At 54.8% G+C, this 16,973-nt stretch carries 16 protein-coding genes and 1 riboswitch; of the genes, 8 read left to right on the top strand and 8 right to left on the bottom strand.

All coding sequences use genetic code 11. The features are described from left to right. Positions 1 to 113 precede the first annotated feature (113 nt). The 8 genes from IE102_RS11900 to IE102_RS11865 all read left to right on the top strand — a co-directional run bounded on the left by IE102_RS11900 (position 114) and on the right by IE102_RS11865 (position 7,824). The gene (locus IE102_RS11900) at positions 114 to 740 is read left to right on the top strand and encodes a DsbA family protein (protein WP_189486905.1); all 627 of its coding nucleotides are present in this window, start codon (positions 114 to 116) and stop codon (positions 738 to 740) included. Positions 741 to 742: 2 nt separating this feature from the next. Then, complete coding sequence (locus IE102_RS11895; protein ID WP_189486903.1) at positions 743 to 1,456, top strand: thioredoxin domain-containing protein; 714 nt, start codon at positions 743 to 745, stop codon at positions 1,454 to 1,456. Positions 1,457 to 1,459: 3 nt separating this feature from the next. Beyond that, positions 1,460 to 4,921, top strand: a complete 3,462-nt coding sequence (gene smc, locus IE102_RS11890) for a chromosome segregation protein SMC (RefSeq protein WP_189486901.1) — start codon at positions 1,460 to 1,462, stop codon at positions 4,919 to 4,921. A gap of 219 nt (positions 4,922 to 5,140) precedes the next feature. Then, positions 5,141 to 5,470, top strand: a complete 330-nt coding sequence (locus IE102_RS11885; protein WP_189486899.1) for an AtpZ/AtpI family protein — start codon at positions 5,141 to 5,143, stop codon at positions 5,468 to 5,470. Positions 5,471 to 5,527: 57 nt separating this feature from the next. Next, on the top strand, positions 5,528 to 6,289 hold the full coding sequence (locus IE102_RS11880; RefSeq protein WP_189486897.1) for a F0F1 ATP synthase subunit A: 762 nt from the start codon (positions 5,528 to 5,530) through the stop codon (positions 6,287 to 6,289). A 46-nt stretch (positions 6,290 to 6,335) separates the two neighbouring features. After that, the gene (locus IE102_RS11875; RefSeq protein ID WP_189486895.1) at positions 6,336 to 6,560 is read left to right on the top strand and encodes a F0F1 ATP synthase subunit C; all 225 of its coding nucleotides are present in this window, start codon (positions 6,336 to 6,338) and stop codon (positions 6,558 to 6,560) included. 114 nt (positions 6,561 to 6,674) lie between these two features. After that, positions 6,675 to 7,325 carry a F0F1 ATP synthase subunit B family protein gene (locus IE102_RS11870; RefSeq protein WP_229807727.1) on the top strand — a complete coding sequence of 217 codons (651 nt, stop codon included), beginning with the start codon at positions 6,675 to 6,677 and terminating at the stop codon, positions 7,323 to 7,325. Positions 7,326 to 7,335: 10 nt separating this feature from the next. Then, positions 7,336 to 7,824 carry a F0F1 ATP synthase subunit B family protein gene (locus tag IE102_RS11865; RefSeq protein WP_189486893.1) on the top strand — a complete coding sequence of 163 codons (489 nt, stop codon included), beginning with the start codon at positions 7,336 to 7,338 and terminating at the stop codon, positions 7,822 to 7,824. Positions 7,825 to 7,877: 53 nt separating this feature from the next. Here the strand turns inward: IE102_RS11865 and IE102_RS11860 are convergent, their stop codons facing one another. The 8 genes from IE102_RS11860 to IE102_RS11825 all read right to left on the bottom strand — a co-directional run bounded on the left by IE102_RS11860 (position 7,878) and on the right by IE102_RS11825 (position 16,940). Then, entirely contained in the window at positions 7,878 to 8,435 is a 558-nt protein-coding gene (locus IE102_RS11860; protein ID WP_189486891.1) for a hypothetical protein, read from the bottom strand. 215 nt (positions 8,436 to 8,650) lie between these two features. Then, entirely contained in the window at positions 8,651 to 10,210 is a 1,560-nt protein-coding gene (gene gcvPB / locus IE102_RS11855; protein WP_189486889.1) for an aminomethyl-transferring glycine dehydrogenase subunit GcvPB, read from the bottom strand. A gap of 1 nt (position 10,211) precedes the next feature. Then, positions 10,212 to 11,552, bottom strand: coding sequence for an aminomethyl-transferring glycine dehydrogenase subunit GcvPA (gene gcvPA, locus IE102_RS11850; RefSeq protein ID WP_189486887.1), 1,341 nt, complete (start codon positions 11,550 to 11,552; stop codon positions 10,212 to 10,214). 7 nt (positions 11,553 to 11,559) lie between these two features. Continuing rightward, the gene (gcvH, locus tag IE102_RS11845) at positions 11,560 to 11,925 is read right to left on the bottom strand and encodes a glycine cleavage system protein GcvH (protein WP_189486885.1); all 366 of its coding nucleotides are present in this window, start codon (positions 11,923 to 11,925) and stop codon (positions 11,560 to 11,562) included. 26 nt (positions 11,926 to 11,951) lie between these two features. Then, positions 11,952 to 13,079, bottom strand: a complete 1,128-nt coding sequence (gene gcvT, locus IE102_RS11840) for a glycine cleavage system aminomethyltransferase GcvT (protein WP_189486883.1) — start codon at positions 13,077 to 13,079, stop codon at positions 11,952 to 11,954. Between the two features lie 211 nt (positions 13,080 to 13,290). Further along, positions 13,291 to 13,383, bottom strand: a riboswitch (glycine riboswitch). A 39-nt stretch (positions 13,384 to 13,422) separates the two neighbouring features. Beyond that, the gene (locus tag IE102_RS11835; protein ID WP_189486881.1) at positions 13,423 to 14,175 is read right to left on the bottom strand and encodes an NYN domain-containing protein; all 753 of its coding nucleotides are present in this window, start codon (positions 14,173 to 14,175) and stop codon (positions 13,423 to 13,425) included. A 90-nt stretch (positions 14,176 to 14,265) separates the two neighbouring features. Next, positions 14,266 to 15,156, bottom strand: coding sequence for a 4-(cytidine 5'-diphospho)-2-C-methyl-D-erythritol kinase (locus IE102_RS11830; RefSeq protein ID WP_189486879.1), 891 nt, complete (start codon positions 15,154 to 15,156; stop codon positions 14,266 to 14,268). 5 nt (positions 15,157 to 15,161) lie between these two features. After that, a complete protein-coding gene (locus IE102_RS11825) occupies positions 15,162 to 16,940 on the bottom strand; it encodes a tetratricopeptide repeat protein (protein ID WP_189486877.1) in 1,779 nt (592 codons plus the stop codon). Positions 16,941 to 16,973 lie beyond the last annotated feature (33 nt).

Genomic DNA, 16,973 nt, shown 5'->3' with positions numbered 1-16,973 from the left:
ATAATCTCGCCTTACACACGATTGAAGAATTTAACGCCGCCGCGCGGAATCAGATATGATTTCGTAGCTTTGCGGTTTAACGCCCATTATCACACTTTGATCTGGTGACCTCTATGTCTATGAACTTTGGAAAATTCCTGACCGTTGCCGCTCTTGGCTTAGGCTTGATGGTGTCTGCCTGCTCAAAAGGGGGCGGAGATGCGGTGAAATCGGACGACATGGTGATGGGGTCGGATACGGCACCGATTACCATGATCGAATATGCATCGGTTACCTGCAGCCACTGCGCGCAATTTAATGAGACCGTATTTCCGGACATCAAGAAAAATTACATCGATACCGGCAAAGTCAAATATGTATTTCGTGAGTTTCTGACGCCACCTAATGATGTTTCAGCGGCGGGTGTCCTGCTGGCGCGCTGCGCCGGTGATGACAAATATTTTCAGGTGATAGACTCGGTGATGCGCTCTCAGCGGGAAATCTTTGAAACCGGAGATGCCAAAGGCGTATTGTTGCGAATCGCCAAAACGGCCGGGATTTCTGATGAGAAATTCAACACCTGCGTCACTGATGAAGCCGGACTTAAGCGCATCAATGCCAATATGGAAAGCGCCATCAAAGAACATAACATTACCGGCACGCCAACCTTCCTGATCAATGGCAAGAAGTACGACTATAAGGGCGGCGACATCAAAGAATTCGACACCGCTTTTGCTGCGGCCACCGCTGAGACCAAGTAAACATGATCAAACTACCCGCCATACTGAGCAACGCATTCAAAACCAAAAACGCTAAGGGATTGGCGTTAAGGTGCGGGCTTGGCCTGATGGCAGGTTTTATTCTGATGGTGCCCATAAGCATATATGCTCAAAATATTGCCGCTCAGGCCGAACTGCCTGAGATGTATAAAGGCAATCCCAAAGCTCCGGTTGAGGTCGTGCAATATGCTTCCGCCACCTGTTCCCATTGCGCGCATTGGCACAATACAGTCTGGCCGGAGTTTGAAATAAAGTACGTCAAAACCGGCAAGGTCAAATTCACCTTCCGCGAAGTCGCGACGCAACCGGCCAATGTAGCCTTTGGGGTTTACATGGTCGGGCGGTGTGCGGCCGCCAAGCCGCCTGCCAAAATGACAGCCTCTACAGCCTATTTCACGGTCGTCGACGGTTTTCTGAAAGATCAGGCCAAGGTCGCCCAAAGCGGCGATGCCTTGACTGAGATTAAAGCCCTGGCCGCGCTTGTCGGTATGGATGATGCGGCGCTGGATGCCTGCCTTAAGGACGAAGCCCTGTTTCAAAAGGTTCGCGGCCGCATGGAAAAAACCATGCAGGCCAATAAGGTCGAAAGCACACCAACCTTCTTCGTAAACGGTGTGCGCCTGGATGGTGAAACCGAGCTAAAAGATTTTGACGCAGCCATTACCGCCGCGCAAAAACCGAAAAAGAAATCATCTTAAGACGTGCAATTCCAGCGGCTTAAACTCTCAGGCTTCAAATCATTCGTCGATGCTTCTGAATTTCGCATCGATCCCGGTCTGACGGGCATTGTCGGCCCGAACGGCTGCGGCAAATCCAACCTGCTTGAGGCCCTGCGCTGGGTGATGGGGGCTACCTCTGCCAAGGCTATGCGTGGCATGGGCATGGATGACGTTATTTTTGCGGGTTCCGATAAACGCCCGTCGCGTAACTGGGCCGAAGTCACGCTGACCATCGACAATGCTGATCGTCTGGCGCCGCAGCCCTTTACCGACCAACCCGTCCTCGAAGTGGCCCGCCGTATCGACCGTGGTGCTGGCTCGACTTACAAGGTCAACGGCAAGGAAGTCCGCGCCCGTGACGTGCAGCTTTTGTTTGCCGATGCCTCAACAGGTGCCAACTCCCCTGCCCTTGTCCGGCAGGGGCAGATCTCCGAGCTTATCGCCGCCAAGCCGCAAAACCGCAGACGCGTTCTCGAAGAAGCCGGTGGTGTATCGGGCCTGCATACGCGAAGGCATGAAGCCGAGCTTCGTTTACGCGCCGCCGAAACCAATCTGTCACGGCTGGATGATATTTCGCGCGAACTGGATCAGGCTTTGTCACGTCTGAAACGTGAAGCCCGTCAGGCTGATAAATATAAGAAAATTTCGGCTGAAATCCGCGCCCTGCAAAAAGCTATCCTGCACGCCAAATGGCTTGAGGCCCTGTCGGCTTTTCAGACCGCGACCGGCGAGATGCAAACCTTAAGCCGCAACGTAGAAGACACGACTCGTGCGGCGGCAGTGGCCCAGACTGAGGCGTTGAAGGCCGCTGAAATTATCCCCCCCTTGCGTGAAGAAGAGGCGGTGGCGGCAACCGTCATGCATCGCCTTAACATCGAGAAAGAACGGCTTGATCTGGAAGAGAAACAGGTCAAAAATGAGATTGAGCGCCTTAAAGCCGATCTGCACAGACAGCAATCCGACCACGCTCGCGAACTTGACCTGTCCGGTGATGGTCAAAACCAGATTGAGCGCCTTACCGCGGCGCTTGATAAGGTAAAACAGGAAATATCTGAGGCCCCTGCGCGCGAGCCCGAATTGGAGGCGGCGGTTGCAACTGCCGAAACCGCGCGCCAGGCCGCCGATCAAACGATTGAACGCCTTGCCGCTGAGCTGGCGGCGCTTACCGAGAGACAAAGACTTGAGGCGGCACGCCTGCGTGAAGCCGAAAGCCGATTTGAGCGCGCCCAGTCACAGGTTAAAACCGCGCGGTCTGAAAAGTCGAATCTGGGCACATTCGATTATGAAGCGATAACCACCCTTGAACAGGCAGTCACCGCATCGCAACGCACTCTTGATGAAGCCCGCAACACCAGCGAAACCCTGGAAGCCGGTCGAGCGCCGCTCGTCGAAGCCGAAGCATCGGCACGCAAAACGGTGCGCGAAGCCGAAGACAAGCTGGGTCGTCTGACCGCAGAAGCTCGCGGGTTATCGCAAATCCTGCTGGGTTCCAATTCAAAGGACAAAGCCCCTGTGCTTGATTCCGTGCGGGCCGATAAGGGTTATGAACTGGCGCTGGCCGCCGCGTTAGGCGAAGACCTTAACCTGCGTCTGTCTTCACGCCACAGTACCGATGCGCTCGCCTTTTGGGTTGAGGACTTCACCGCACAAAACACTATAAACTGGCCCATTGGCGTTTCGCCCCTTAGCCAATTCATCAAGGCACCAACCGCCCTGACCGCCCGTTTAAATGCGGTTGGGGTTGTGGCGCAATCTGACGGCGACAGTTTGCAGGCTCTGTTGCCGACCGGGGCACGGCTTGTCTCCGTTGAGGGCGATTTGTGGCGCTGGGACGGCGTCATCGTGCGCGCCAAGGCCCCAAAGCCTGCCGCCGTCAGGCTGTCACAGCGGACGCGACTTGAGGATCTTGAAACCGAGATCGACGCACTCAAGCCGGAACTGACAGCCCTACAAGCGGTTCTGACGACAGCCGCAACAGTCCAGAAAACTCACGAAGACAATGTGCGCAACGCGCGGCTAAAAATACCGGAGCTCGAACGCGCATTACGCGGGCAACAAATCAAACTGGATGAGTTGCAAAAAGCGCAGGCCCGCTTTGACGCCCGCAATCTGGCACTGAGCGAGACCCTGACCCGTCTTGAAGAAGCCACGATCGAGGCATCAGAGGCTCTTGAAACCGTGCGGGCGGAGCAATCCGCACCACAGGATCAGACTGAGCTTAACAATGCTCTCAACACAGCCCGTCAAGATGCTGAAGTTAAACGTCAATTAGTCACCGCAGCACGATCGGCCCTTGATGAAGAAAAACGTAACCGGGCCGCAAGAGAAGGCCGCGAACGTAATATCAGCCGCGACCTGAGTGAGTGGGCACGTCGCCATTCCGAATCGAAAGCCCGTATCGAGCGCCTGCAAAAGGACCAACACGCCACCGCCGAAGCGTTGAGTAAGGCCACAGATGCGCCTGCCGCGTTCGAAGACAAACGCATAAGCCTGCTGGACTCGCTGGAAACCGCTGAAAAACGCCTGACTGAGGCCCGTGACAAGTTACAAACCGCCGAAAATACCCGGCGTGAAGCCGACATAAAAGAGCGCGCTCTGGAACAGGACGCCGCCGCAGCCCGCGAGCAACGCGCAGGTGCAGGCGCGCGTCTTGAGGCGGCCCAATTACGCAAGGATGAAATCGAAGCGCAAATCCTCAATGAAACAGGTTCCGACCCTGAAGCCCTAGGGCGGCGGCTAAAGGAAGAAGCTATTGCGACCCCTGCCGATGCCGCCGGTGCCGAATCACTTTTGTCGGGGCTTGAGCGTGAACGTGACCAACTAGGGGCCGTTAACCTGCGCGCTGAAGAAGAAGCCGGTGAATATCAGGATCGACTTGAGACCCTCAGCCGGGAACGCCTCGATCTGACAACGGCGATTGCCAAACTTCGTGACGGCATTGATGAACTGAATGCCGAAGGCCGTGAACGGCTTCTGGCCGCTTTTGAAATCATCAATGAACATTTCAAGGCGCTGTTCGTCGCCCTGTTTGGCGGCGGCTCAGCAGAACTGCGGCTGGTCGAATCAGATGATCCGCTTGAGGCCGGACTTGAGATTTTCGCCTGTCCGCCCGGTAAACGCCTGTCGACCATGAGCCTGATGTCAGGCGGTGAACAGGCCCTGACGGCGACTGCCCTGATTTTTGGCGTGTTTCTGGCCAACCCGGCACCGGTGTGCGTTCTGGACGAAGTTGATGCGCCGCTCGATGACGCGAATGTGGACCGGTATTGCAAGCTTCTGGACGAAATGCGCACACGAACAAATACGCGCTTTATCGCTATTACCCACAATCCTGTGACGATGGCGCGTATGGACCGCCTGTTTGGCGTCACGATGGCCGAGCGCGGCGTCTCGCAACTGGTCAGTGTCGATCTTAATCAGGCCGAAGCTCTGGTGGCGGATTAATTGCCGGTATCGGGTCGGCAAATAAGCTAAAAACAGCGCTGTCATTCCCCACCCATGCCTAATATAGTCAAAAACCTCCATGGCTTAGATATAAATATACATTAAACTACACTTTAGCCCCGCCCCTTGCTTGACCTTTGATCGCCTTGCGATTAGGTTCCGCGCCGTTCGAAGCAGGGTTATCTCTTAGGGGATAATCCGCCTGCCTAAGTTTTAAACATGACAGATGAACCCCAAAAAGAGACTTCGCCTGATCGGAAGCTCGATGAACTTGAACAGCGCCTTAACGCTATTGAAGCGAAAAAGCGTAAGTCATCAGAAAAAGATCACGCCGAAGCGGGCGCCAGCGCGGGCTATCAGGCCCTGGGCGAACTGATCGGGGGCATTTTTGTTGGTTTGGGGCTGGGGTGGCTGTCTGATACATATCTTGGTACGAAGCCATGGGGTATGATTGTGGGTGTTCTGATTGGTCTGGCGGGCAGTGTTTATCTGATCGCCAAATCAGCCAATAAATCCACCTCAGACAGTGATGAGTCGAAAAAAGATTAGGATGATTGAGACGGAGCCATCCGTCTTTGATATTGTTGATTTAAAGAGGTAGGGCTTATGGCCGATCCGTTACACCAGTTCCAGATCCAAAAGATCGTTGAGCTTCCGACCGTGGAAGTGGCTGGTATCCCCATCGACCTGTCGATCACCAATTCGGTTATGGCCATGATTATTGGCACCGGTGCGGTTATCCTGTTTTTCCTTTTTGCAACCGCTCGCACCGCGATCATTCCCGGCCGTATGCAGGTCATGGCAGAAGGTCTGTTTGGCCTGATCGATGATCTGGCCGAATCCATCATTGGCGATGAAGGCCGTCACTTCTTTCCGTTCATTTTTACGCTGTTCCTGTTCATCCTGAGCCTTAATCTGGTCGGGATGACGACCTACTTCACCGCCACATCGCAGTTGGCTGTGACCGCAGCCCTAGCCGTACTGACTATCGGTGCTGTTATCGTGGTCGGTTTTGCGCGCAATGGTTTGGGCTTTTTCAAACTGTTCGTGCCATCGGGCGTGCCGTGGTGGATCCTGCCGCTGATCGTCGTCATCGAAATCGTATCCTTCCTGATGCGTCCCATCACCCTGTCATTGCGTTTGTTCGGTAACATGGTTGGCGGTCACATCGTTATGAAGGTGTTCGCGGGCTTTGTCGTCGCTCTGGCAGGCCTTGGTATCGGCGGCGTTGTCGGCGCTGTTCTTCCGCTTCTCTCTGTTGTGGCTTTGACTGCACTGGAGTTTCTGGTGGCCTATCTGCAAGCCTTTGTGTTTGCGGTTCTCACCTGTGTTTATCTGAACGACGTGGTGAATTTAGGCCACCACTAATCGGTTTTTCTTCCTCTAAATAATCTCTATCAGGAGTTTTAAGTCTATGGACGCTTCAGCTTACAAATACCTCGGCGCTGGTCTGGCTATGCTTGGTATGATCGGTGCCGGTATCGGCCTCGGCGTACTGTTCGGCAACTTCTTCCAGGCCGCCCTGCGCAACCCTTCGGCTGCCAAGTCGCAACAGACCAACCTCTTCATCGGCATGGCGCTGACCGAAGCTCTGGGCATTCTGGCTTTCGTTATCGCCATCATGATCCTGAACGGCTAATTCGCTTAAACAAACACCGATTATCGCGGATCAGGAACTTAACCGTTGCTGATCCGCGGGTTTGTTTACAGATAGTCCCGTTTACGGCCTGAGTTCAGGCCATTTAAGGAATTCATGATGAGCGCCGCAAACGACACCCTGGCTATGTCGCCGGCTGCGGAGCCTTCCGATACGGCGCCCGTCACGACGGTGGCCACTCTCGACCCCGTAGCCACTGCCCCGGCAGACGCTCATGCGGACACGCATGAGAGTACTGAACACGCCGGTGGTGAAGCCCATGCCAAGGGCCTGCCTCAGTTTCAAACCGAACACTGGGCGGGACAAATCGTGTGGCTGGTGATTATTTTCACCATCCTCTACATCGCTATCGCCAAGATGTTCGCGCCCAAGTTACGCGGCGTTATCTCGACGCGCGGTTCGACCATTTCCGAAGATCTGGCTAACGCCCGCGCTATTCGTGACGAAGCCGAGGCTCAGGCTAAAATGTCGGCCGAAGAAACGGCTGCTGCTCACGCGGCTGCCCGTAAGCTGGCCTCTGACGCCAAGGCCAAGGCTGCCGCTGAAAGCGCCAAGGTTCAGGCTGAAGAAGACGCCAAGCTGAACGCTCTGATCGAAGACGCTGAAACCAGCATCCGTGCTTCACGCGACAAGGCTATGGCCTATGTCGAAGATATTGCCACGGAAACGGCCAGTGTTCTGGTTGAAAAACTAACCGGCAAAGCCGCCACCAAAACGGCCCTTAAAGCCGCTTTGAGTAAGGCATAGGAGCGCAGATATGGATTTTTCTAATCCCGAAGTTTGGGTACAGATCGGCCTCCTGTTATTCTTTGGCCTGCTGGTGGTCATGAAAGTGCCCGCTAATCTGTGGAAGTCGCTTGGTGACACAGGTGATGCGGTTCGCGCCGAGTTGGACGAAGCTGTGCGCATCCGTCAGGAAGCCCAAAGCCTGCTCAACCAAATCAAGGCCGAGCGTCTTGAGGCTGAGCAAAAGGCTAAAGAGCTGGTGGCATTTGCCGAATCCGAAGCCGTGCGTCTGGCCGAAGAAGCCAAGGAAAAACTGGCGGAGAACATTGCCCGCCGTCAGGCCTTAGCCGAACGTAAAATCGCTCAGGCCGAAGCCAAGGCGGAAGCTGATGTCAAAGCCGCGGCGGCTGATCTGGCGACCAAGTTGACAGAAACCATCCTGATTGAACGTAATGCCGGTCTAAAAAGCGATCCGTTAGTCGATAAGGCCATTGGCCAAATCGGTCAGCGTTTGTCCTGATCAATTGAAGCTTAAGTTATAAAAAAACCCGCTGGTTCATCCGGCGGGTTTTTTTAATGATGTCTGTGTTTTCTAAGAAATCTGCGCCGGAAGGCCGATAACATCTTGCCTTCTTTTTTAAGAAGCAGGCGCTCTGTACGCAGGATTTGCTGCCAGAAGATCGAAAATATGGGCGGATTTTTCCGTAGTAATTTCCGCAGCGGCATTATCCAGTTGGGGTGTGAGCGCTTGAGCTCCATGAACTTGCGCTTTGTCCAATAGGAGTTGCGCATCATGATGATCAGGCCCGCAATCGATAGCGGCATACCCATAGGTCCCGGCAAGGGCGCAATCAAGATCCCCAGCAACACCAATGAACCGCCCGCAGCAATCAGAACAGGCTTCAATACCCGGCTTAAAAGGCTGCGAGGTTTAATATTGAGCCGGGCTTTGGCGGCCTTTTCAATCTCGCGTAAAACCCGCTTGGACAGTTTAGGCTTACGCGTTTTTAAGATATCCCGAAAAAACGACCGTTTGGCTTTGGGCTGCTGACGCGCACGCTCCCTCGTCCGTCCTTTCGGAACGGCGACGGGCAGGATACCCGTGGAGGAGCTGTCGTTCGGCGCGGTCATCACATATCCGGCAAATCAGGTTATGGGGTCATACGCCCCATATGGGCGCATAGGCCCTTAGAGTAAAGGCAGTGGCGCGGCGTTTTCATGTCTTTCGTGATCAACTTAGGTAAGAAATTGATACTGTGATAAAAAAGACCCCGGCACATCGTACCGAGGTCTAAATCTATATCATAACGCTCTAAAAATTAATTGTTACAAACAGTTAAGACGCCTTAACCATAGGTCAGCTTGGGTTGACGCGCCGCCTTGGTTTCATCAAGACGCCGTGTTGGTGCCAGATGCGGGGCGTTTTTAAAGCGGGCTACATCATCCGTATTGTTCTTGGTAGCCAAAGCGGACGCGGCCAATGCCCGAAGCGTGTCTATGAAACGATCCAGTTCAGCTTTTGATTCGGTTTCGGTCGGCTCAATCAGCATGGCGCCATGCACAACCAGCGGGAAATACATGGTCATCGGATGGAAACCCTCATCGATCATCGCCTTAGCAAAGTCGAGCGTAGTGACTTGAGTGCCCTCCAGCCATTTATCATCGAACAGGGCTTCGTGCATACACGGCCCATCCGGGAACGGCACGCTCATGATGTCCTGTAACGACGCCTTAATGTAGTTGGCGTTGAGTACGGCATCTTCCGCCACCTGACGCAGACCGTCAGAGCCGTGGCTCAGCATATAGGTCAGGGCGCGGACATACATGCCCATCTGGCCGTGAAACGCACACATGCGGCCAAAATTAGCCGCAGACGCATCTTCGCCAAACTCTTCCAGCACATAGCCGTTGCCAGAGTTGACCACCCACGGCGTCGGCGCATAGGCCGCCAGAGCCTCAGACAGCACCACAGGGCCCGCCCCCGGCCCGCCCCCGCCATGCGGCGTCGAGAAGGTCTTATGCAGGTTGATGTGCATGGCATCTACGCCCAGATCACCGGGACGTACGCGGCCAACAATCGCGTTGAAATTGGCGCCGTCACAGTAGAAATAGGCACCGGCGTCATGGATCAGTTTGGCAATATCGACGATATCCCGCTCAAACAGCCCGCAGGTATTGGGATTGGTCAGCATGATGGCCGCGACATCATCGGTGATCTTGGATTTCAGGTCAGCCAGATCAACCCGCCCATCAGAGGTTTGGGCGATTTCCCGCACGCTGTAACCCACAAACGCGGCTGTGGCCGGATTAGTACCGTGCGCTGAGGATGGCACCAGTACCGTACGGCGATGGCCCTGCCCCTTGGCTTCGTGGGCAGCCTTGATGGACAATAGCCCGCATAGTTCGCCGTGCGCCCCCGCCTTGGGCGACAAGGCCACCGCAGGCATACCCGTTAGGGTCTTAAGCCAGTGCGCCAGCGTATCCATAAGCTCCAGCGCGCCCTGAACGGTCGAGGTTGGCTGCAGCGGATGGATATCCCCAATACCTTCCAGCCGTGCCATCTTTTCATTCAGGCGCGGATTGTGCTTCATGGTACACGACCCCAGCGGATAAAGCGCCAGATCGATGGCGTGGTTCTTTTGGCTCAGGCGCACATAATGGCGCATGGCCTCCGGCTCAGTCAGGCCTGGCAATCCCAGGTCATCGCCGCGCACCAGATCACCGAGATCCGATGGGGATATGTCTATGTCTGCGAAATCAACGCCCGTGCGGGTGTAATCCTTCTTCTCGAAGATCAGGCGCTCATATTGCAGCAGCCCTTTACCGCCGGTCAGCGACTTAAACTCAGCCGAGGTTTCAGCGGTATCTTCCGGGCGGGTCGGACGGCCAACAGCATTCATGGACATCTTAGAGCACCTCTTTCAGAGCGGCGACAAAGGCGCTCATGTCAGTATCGGAAACGGTTTCAGTGACGGCAATAATCAGGTGATTATCAAATGCCGCATCATTATGAAGGCGCGTAAATGGCACCCCGCCCAGAATGCCCTTGGCAGCCAGGGCTTCGACGACCTCTGCTGCCACCTTCGGCAGCTTCACCGTAAACTCATTGAAGAACCGCGGCGTCAGAACGTCAACACCGGCTATCGACGCCAGTTGGTCTTTCAGAGCATGGGCTTTGGCATAATTGATCTTGGCAACCCGCTTAAGCCCTTCCTGACCCAACAGACTCATGTGGATGCTGAAGGCCAGCGCACAAAGACCTGAATTGGTACAGATATTGGAGGTCGCCTTATCGCGGCGGATGTGCTGCTCGCGCGTCGACAGCGTCAACACAAAGCCGCGCTCACCATCCGCATCGACAGTCTCGCCACACAGGCGTCCCGGCATCTGGCGCAGATACTTTTCCTTCGCGGCAAACAGACCGACATAGGGCCCGCCAAACGACAGCGGGACGCCGATGGACTGACCTTCAACGGCGACGATATCGGCGCCCATCTCACCGGGCGATTTCAACAGCCCCAGTGACATGACCTCGGTGACCACCACAATCAACAGTGCCCCCGCCGCCTGAGCCGCTTCGGCAATCTGGGTCAGGTCAGTCGCGGTGCCAAATACGTTCGGCGTCTGCACCACCACGCAGGCCGTGTCTTTGTCGATGTGCTTCAGAACTTCGGCTTCGGCGTCAACCGCAGGCGTCAGGGCCTCAGTCTCCATGCCCACCGCATGGGCCAAGGTTTCAACCGTATGGGTATAATGCGGGTGCAGACCGCCGGACATGACGGCCTTATTGCGCTTGGTGATGCGCTGTGCCATCAACACGCCTTCGGCGGCTGCGGTTGAGCCATCATAGAGCGAGGCATTGGCCACAGGCATACCAGTTAGGCGCGCTACCTGCGTCTGAAACTCAAACAAAACCTGTAAGGTGCCTTGCGCGATTTCCGGCTGATACGGCGTGTAGCTGGTCAGGAACTCTGAGCGTTGAATGATATGATCAACCGTTGATGGGACATGATGCCGGTAAGCCCCGGCCCCGACAAAAAACGGTACGCGCGACGGGCTGAGGTTTTTCGCCGCCATCGCTTTGATTTGCGCCTCGACCTCCATTTCACCGGCATAGCGCGGCAGATCGACCGGCGCAGTCAGATGCGCCGACGCCGGCACATCGACAAACAGATCATCAACGGATTTGGCGCCAATGGTCGCCAGCATTTGGGCCCGATCGGCCTCATTCAACGGTAAATATCTCATAATACCCTTACAGCGTAGAGAGGAAGGCTTCGTAGGCGTCACGATCCATCAGAGCCTCGACCTGAGTCGCATCCGACAGCTTGATTTTCGCCAGCCAGCCCGTGCCTTCAGGGGCCGCATTGATGACTTCAGGGCTGCTGGACAGTTCATCGTTAGCGGCGATGACTTCGCCCGATATAGGCGCATAGACGTCAGAGGCCGCCTTGACGCTTTCGACGACGGCGAAGCTGTCGCCCTGATTTACGGTTTTGCCGACTTCCGGCAACTCAACGAAGACAACATCGCCCAAGGCATCGGCGGCATAGGCCGATATACCCACCAGAGCCGTATCGCCTTCGACCAGTACCCATTCGTGATCTTTGGTAAAGCGCATAAGAAAACCCCTATAAGAATTTGAAATTAAGCTGATTTTTTACGGTGATAGCCATTTTTGACAAACGGCAAGGCAACTACGGTACATGGATAGGCCTTACCGCGCACATCCCACGTCAGGTTAGTCCCGACCTCAGAAAAAGCTGGCGGCACGTAACCCAGGGCGATCAGACCGCCTGCTGACGGAGACGGCCCGCCAGAGGTAATATAGCCAATCTCTTCGCCAGCCTCAGTGAGGATCTTGGCCCCTTCGCGTGCGGGCGGGCCCGCCTCACCTTTCAAGGCCACGCGCACGCGCGTCAAACCACCGTCAAGCTCAGGTTTCAGGCGGTCAAAGCCAAGAATATCACCGGCCTCCAAGCGTGATTTTGACATGGCAAAACCGAGATTAGCCTCAGCCAGACTATAGCCCGTATCCATTTCGTGGCCATAGAGCGGCATACCGGCCTCCAGGCGTAAACTGTCGCGCGCACCAAGACCGATCGGCTTTACAACCGGATCAGACAGCAAAGCATCCCACAGTTCCGCCACCTGATTTTCATGAACTGAAATTTCAAAACCATCTTCGCCGGTATAGCCGGAGCGGGAAACGTAAACCGTATGTCCCTGCCAGGTGAAGGTGCCACAATCCATGAAGTACATTTCGCACGCCGCCGGAATGACCTTAGCCATAACCTCTTTGGCTTTGGGGCCTTGCAAGGCCAGCAGGGCACGGTCGCTCAAGATCTCCAGTGACGTATCGCCCTTAAGGTTTCGGCCGATATAGGCAAAATCCTGATCCTTACAGCCCGCATTGACGACCAAAAATAGGCCGTCAGTTTCCGGGCGCGACACCATCAGGTCGTCAAGAATGCCTGAATTATCATTGAGCAGCAGGGAATATTTTTGGCGGCCAGCTTTTAATACCTTGAAATCGGTGGGCGTGAGCGCCTCAAGCGTGGCAATCGCGTCCTTACCCTTCAAACGGGCCTGCCCCATGTGCGACACATCGAACAAGCCGCATTCGGCGCGTGTCCATTTGTGTTCACCCAGCACGCCGTCATACTGCACCGGCATGGCATAACCGGCAAACGGCACCATACGCGCGCCAAGATCGACATGGCGCTGATAAAGACGGGTATATTTCAGGGTCTCAGTGTTTGGGGCGTCAGTCATGAGCAAACCTCGGTCAACAGGCGCGAATGCGGGATCACAGAACGATGCATAGTTCTGCCCCCGCTGTCCATTGAACCTGAGAGATTTCAGCCTTTAAGATTTAAAGACCTTGCTCCTTCGGCGGATCGTCAAAAGTAGTGGCGCATTTTTAAGCGAAAAACCGGTATCCACTTTTTCGCAAAATGCTCAGACGATCACTTTCCAGCGTTTAGCATATCGTGCGGTCCATTGTGCCTGAGCGTTTCCGGGGCGGTTGCGCCTTCGGCGTTGCGAGTCACCCCGCAATCTCTCCCGCATGATATATCTCGCTTGTGCGATATGCACCGTAAAGAGTCAAGCAAACTTAGCCGTTGTTGACGATCATTTTAAGGTGACCTTTTTCGCGCAATTCTGGCGGGTCATAGGCTTCGGGTCTTTCAATCACCTTGGGCGGCACCAAAAGCTTCTTTTTATGACGCACAGCCTGCGGCAGTAATGAGGCTTCCAGATGCTCCCGCTCAATTTCGATATGAGCGTCAGCGTATAATAATATGTGTTTATTGGGAAAACGCCCAGGCGGTGAGACCAGTACCAGCTTCTTTTTAGGAAAGCGCTCTTTGAGGTAGCGCGCCGTAGCCGCATGGTCACCATCGGCGGTGACTAGATAGCAGACATCAAACAGATTATCCTCGGCATCCGCAGCTATCGACAGCGCCAGATTGACATCGCCCTGCTTCTCAATCGACAGGTGCCAGGTGTGCCCGCAAGAATTACAGCCATCCAGCGCCGACACAAAATGCCCCATGCGCGCCACGACTCCGCGGGCTTTAAGGGCCTGCATATAGTCATCGTGCCGCTTCATCTTGGTTTTCGACTGCGGACGAAAGGCTGAACACCACACCACGCGCTTAACGACTTCATCAGCCGGGGCCAACGCTCGCCCCAACGCCTTAAGGTCTAACCATTTCAGGTAGGGTCGTTTATAGGCATCAACCGCGTGATAGAGGTTGAACCCATCGTAATAGATAGCCGCCCGCTTACGGAAAAACGGTAGTGACCAACCTTTTTCAGTCTCTAGGCTTTTGTCCAGCCGTCTGTTTTTATTGTGATTGGACATACTCGGACTTAACCACCCCATTAACCCGTGATTAAGTATTGCCCGATGTTTACGCCCTTGTCAGCAGCTTTCGTGTAACACCGTGCATATTTAGCTAAGGGTGCAGGCCCTGACCCAAGTTTGCGGATATTGTGCTGACAGACGTGCAGCCAGACTATGCGCATCCTTAAGTGTATCGCACAGAGCAAAACAGGTAGCACCTGAACCAGACAATCTGGCCATACGGGTTTCAGGTTCATCCGACAAGCGTGACAGAAGATCGCCTATCTGCGGATGCAGATGAACGGCGGGCGCTTCCAGATCATTGCGGGTTTCGGATAGCGCGTGGAGCAAATGATCAATATTGATGATGGATCGAAACGGCGTGCTCGCTTCAATCTGGGCAAATTGGCCAAGCCTGTCATACTGACCGTAAACTTCCGGGGTTGAACAGGCGATACCCGGATTAATCAATACGGCCGGAACCGCGGGCAAGGCAAGCTTCGTCAAGCGTTCTCCGTACCCTTCGGCCAAAGTAGATTGAGACCAAAGACACATGGCGCCATCCGCCCCCGTGGTGGTCGCTATGGCTTCGAGTGCTTCATCCGTCATGTCAGGTGCATAATGGGCGCGCAAGAGTTGCAGAACCGCACCCGCATCCGCCGAGCCCCCGCCAAGCCCTGATGCCACCGGCAAGTTCTTGGTCAGATGAATATCATGCCGATCAATATTGACACCCGTCACCATTTCAAAGCGACGCACCGCTTTAACAATAAGATTGGTGCCATCGGTCGGCACCCCGTCTGCAAAGGGACCATCACAGGTCAGTCCTGGCGCTTGCGGCACGCTTTTAGGGCGCAAGGCGACCTCATCCCCAACATCGGCAAACATGACAAGGCTTTGTAGCGGATGATAGTTTTTAGCATCCGGAGCCGCGACATGCAGGTACAGATTGACCTTGGCACGCGCCAGAATCGTCAGAGGAGGCGATATGTCAGTCATAGATATCAGGGCTTAGGGGTGACGACCTTGGCGGATGCCGGCGCATCGACCGAAGCCACGGTGCTCTTGGCCTTAACTTCGGTATCACCGAGTTTTTGCTTGACCGAGGCCAGTTGCTTTTCGCTGGCCCCCTCAAGCGTTAACACGCGCTGCCACTGATATCGCGCCTCATCGCCACGCCCTAACGCACGGTAAACATCGCCCAGATGCTCATTCACTTCCGGGTCAGACGGTTCCAGCAAAATAGCCTGCTCGATCCAGTCCAGCGCCTGATCATATTCGCCGAGACGATAATAGCCCCACCCCAGCGAATCCATCATAGCCCCTGATTTCGGATCAGCCTCCAATGCCTTACGCACCAATTCCATGCCGTCCTTGACGTGCATATTGCGTTCGATCCAGCCGTAGCCCAGAAAATTCAGCACTTCAGGCCGGTCAGGTGCCAGAGCTTTAGCCTTTTTGACGGCACTTTCGGCCATGTCCCACTGCCCTAACTGGTCATAAAGGACGGCCTGCATGAACCAGGCCTGCCACGTAAAGTCGCCATCCCCATAGGTCTTGACGCGATCACGGATCAAATCGAGCCCGGATTGATATTTGCTTTGGGCGCGCAGGATATCCGCCATCTGAACCGTCAGATCAAGATTTTGCGGATCAACCTTGGAAAGGTTCGCTAAAATCTCAAAGGCCTGATCTTTTTGATCGTGGTCATTGAGACTCCACGCCAACCGCATCCGGGCCTCACGATAGAACGGCGAATTAGGCTCGATTTCAGCCCATACCTTTTGCGCGTAATTAAAATCGCGCATCTTACCGTGGATTTGCCCCAGCAATATCTTAGCCCGATCCTGATCCGGATTAAGATAAAGCGATAACCTAAGCGACGTCAGGGCCATCTCGACCTGCTGCTCAGTCAGGTAAAGTGTGGCTGACATGAATAACGTATCGGCAATGCCTTGCTTGAGGCTGGGTAGCGGCGGCTTATCCGAACTGCCGGACTGAATGCGTATGATCGATTGTTCCGTCAGGACATCCGGCGAAATGGCGGCAATATCCTGATAGATTTTCAGCGCTTCATCCTTACGTCCACGGCGCTCCAGAAACGCGCCATAGCTTGGCCCAAAAAATACGCCGACAGCCCCCGGCTGATAAAGCTCCTTATAGAGCGCTTCGGCTTCATCGGTCTTGCCACGAATTTCAGATAAGACCGCCTGATCTAGTGCCCCGAACAGTGACAACAGCCGGTCTCTCGATTGCGGGGCCCCAGACAAGGCCTGATCCCATTTGCTATCAAGGGCATATACCCACGGCCTCAGCAAGGCACCGGTACGGTTCTGTGATTGCAGGGCCAGCATTTCATCCAGCGCCTCACCCGCTTTTGCCGGTTTGTTGGCCTTGATGTAATCAACGGCCACTGCCAAATCACCCAGGGCCTGAATGTAGCGCGGGCTCTCTGAATTTGTTGGCCGAGAAGAAACAGCATAGTCAATATCACCGCTCAAAAGGGCAGCAATAAAGGCTTTTTCTCTAAGGCTTTCATTCAAGGGATCGGCTTTGGCGGCCGAAATCAGCGACTCGGCAGCGACCATGGTATCACCGCGCGACACGGCATATTTACCGACCAGATATTCACCGTAAGCGCTGTTGGGTGAAGCTTTTGCGAACTTCACCCGTCCCTCACCCGCAGGTGCCGCCAATGCCGGATTTGCACTAAAGATACCCGCCGTTAATAACAGGCCCGCCACCAACGAATTACGTGAAAAGCGCGGCAGTATCTGATCCATCAGGTAAAACTTTCAACGACGGGTGTGCAACTA

Source organism: Asticcacaulis endophyticus, assembly GCF_014652575.1.
Taxonomy (GTDB): Bacteria; Pseudomonadota; Alphaproteobacteria; order Caulobacterales; family Caulobacteraceae; genus Asticcacaulis; species Asticcacaulis endophyticus.
The sequence above is the reverse complement of the archived record's forward strand: the minus strand, read 5'-3'. Positions and strand labels throughout refer to the sequence as shown.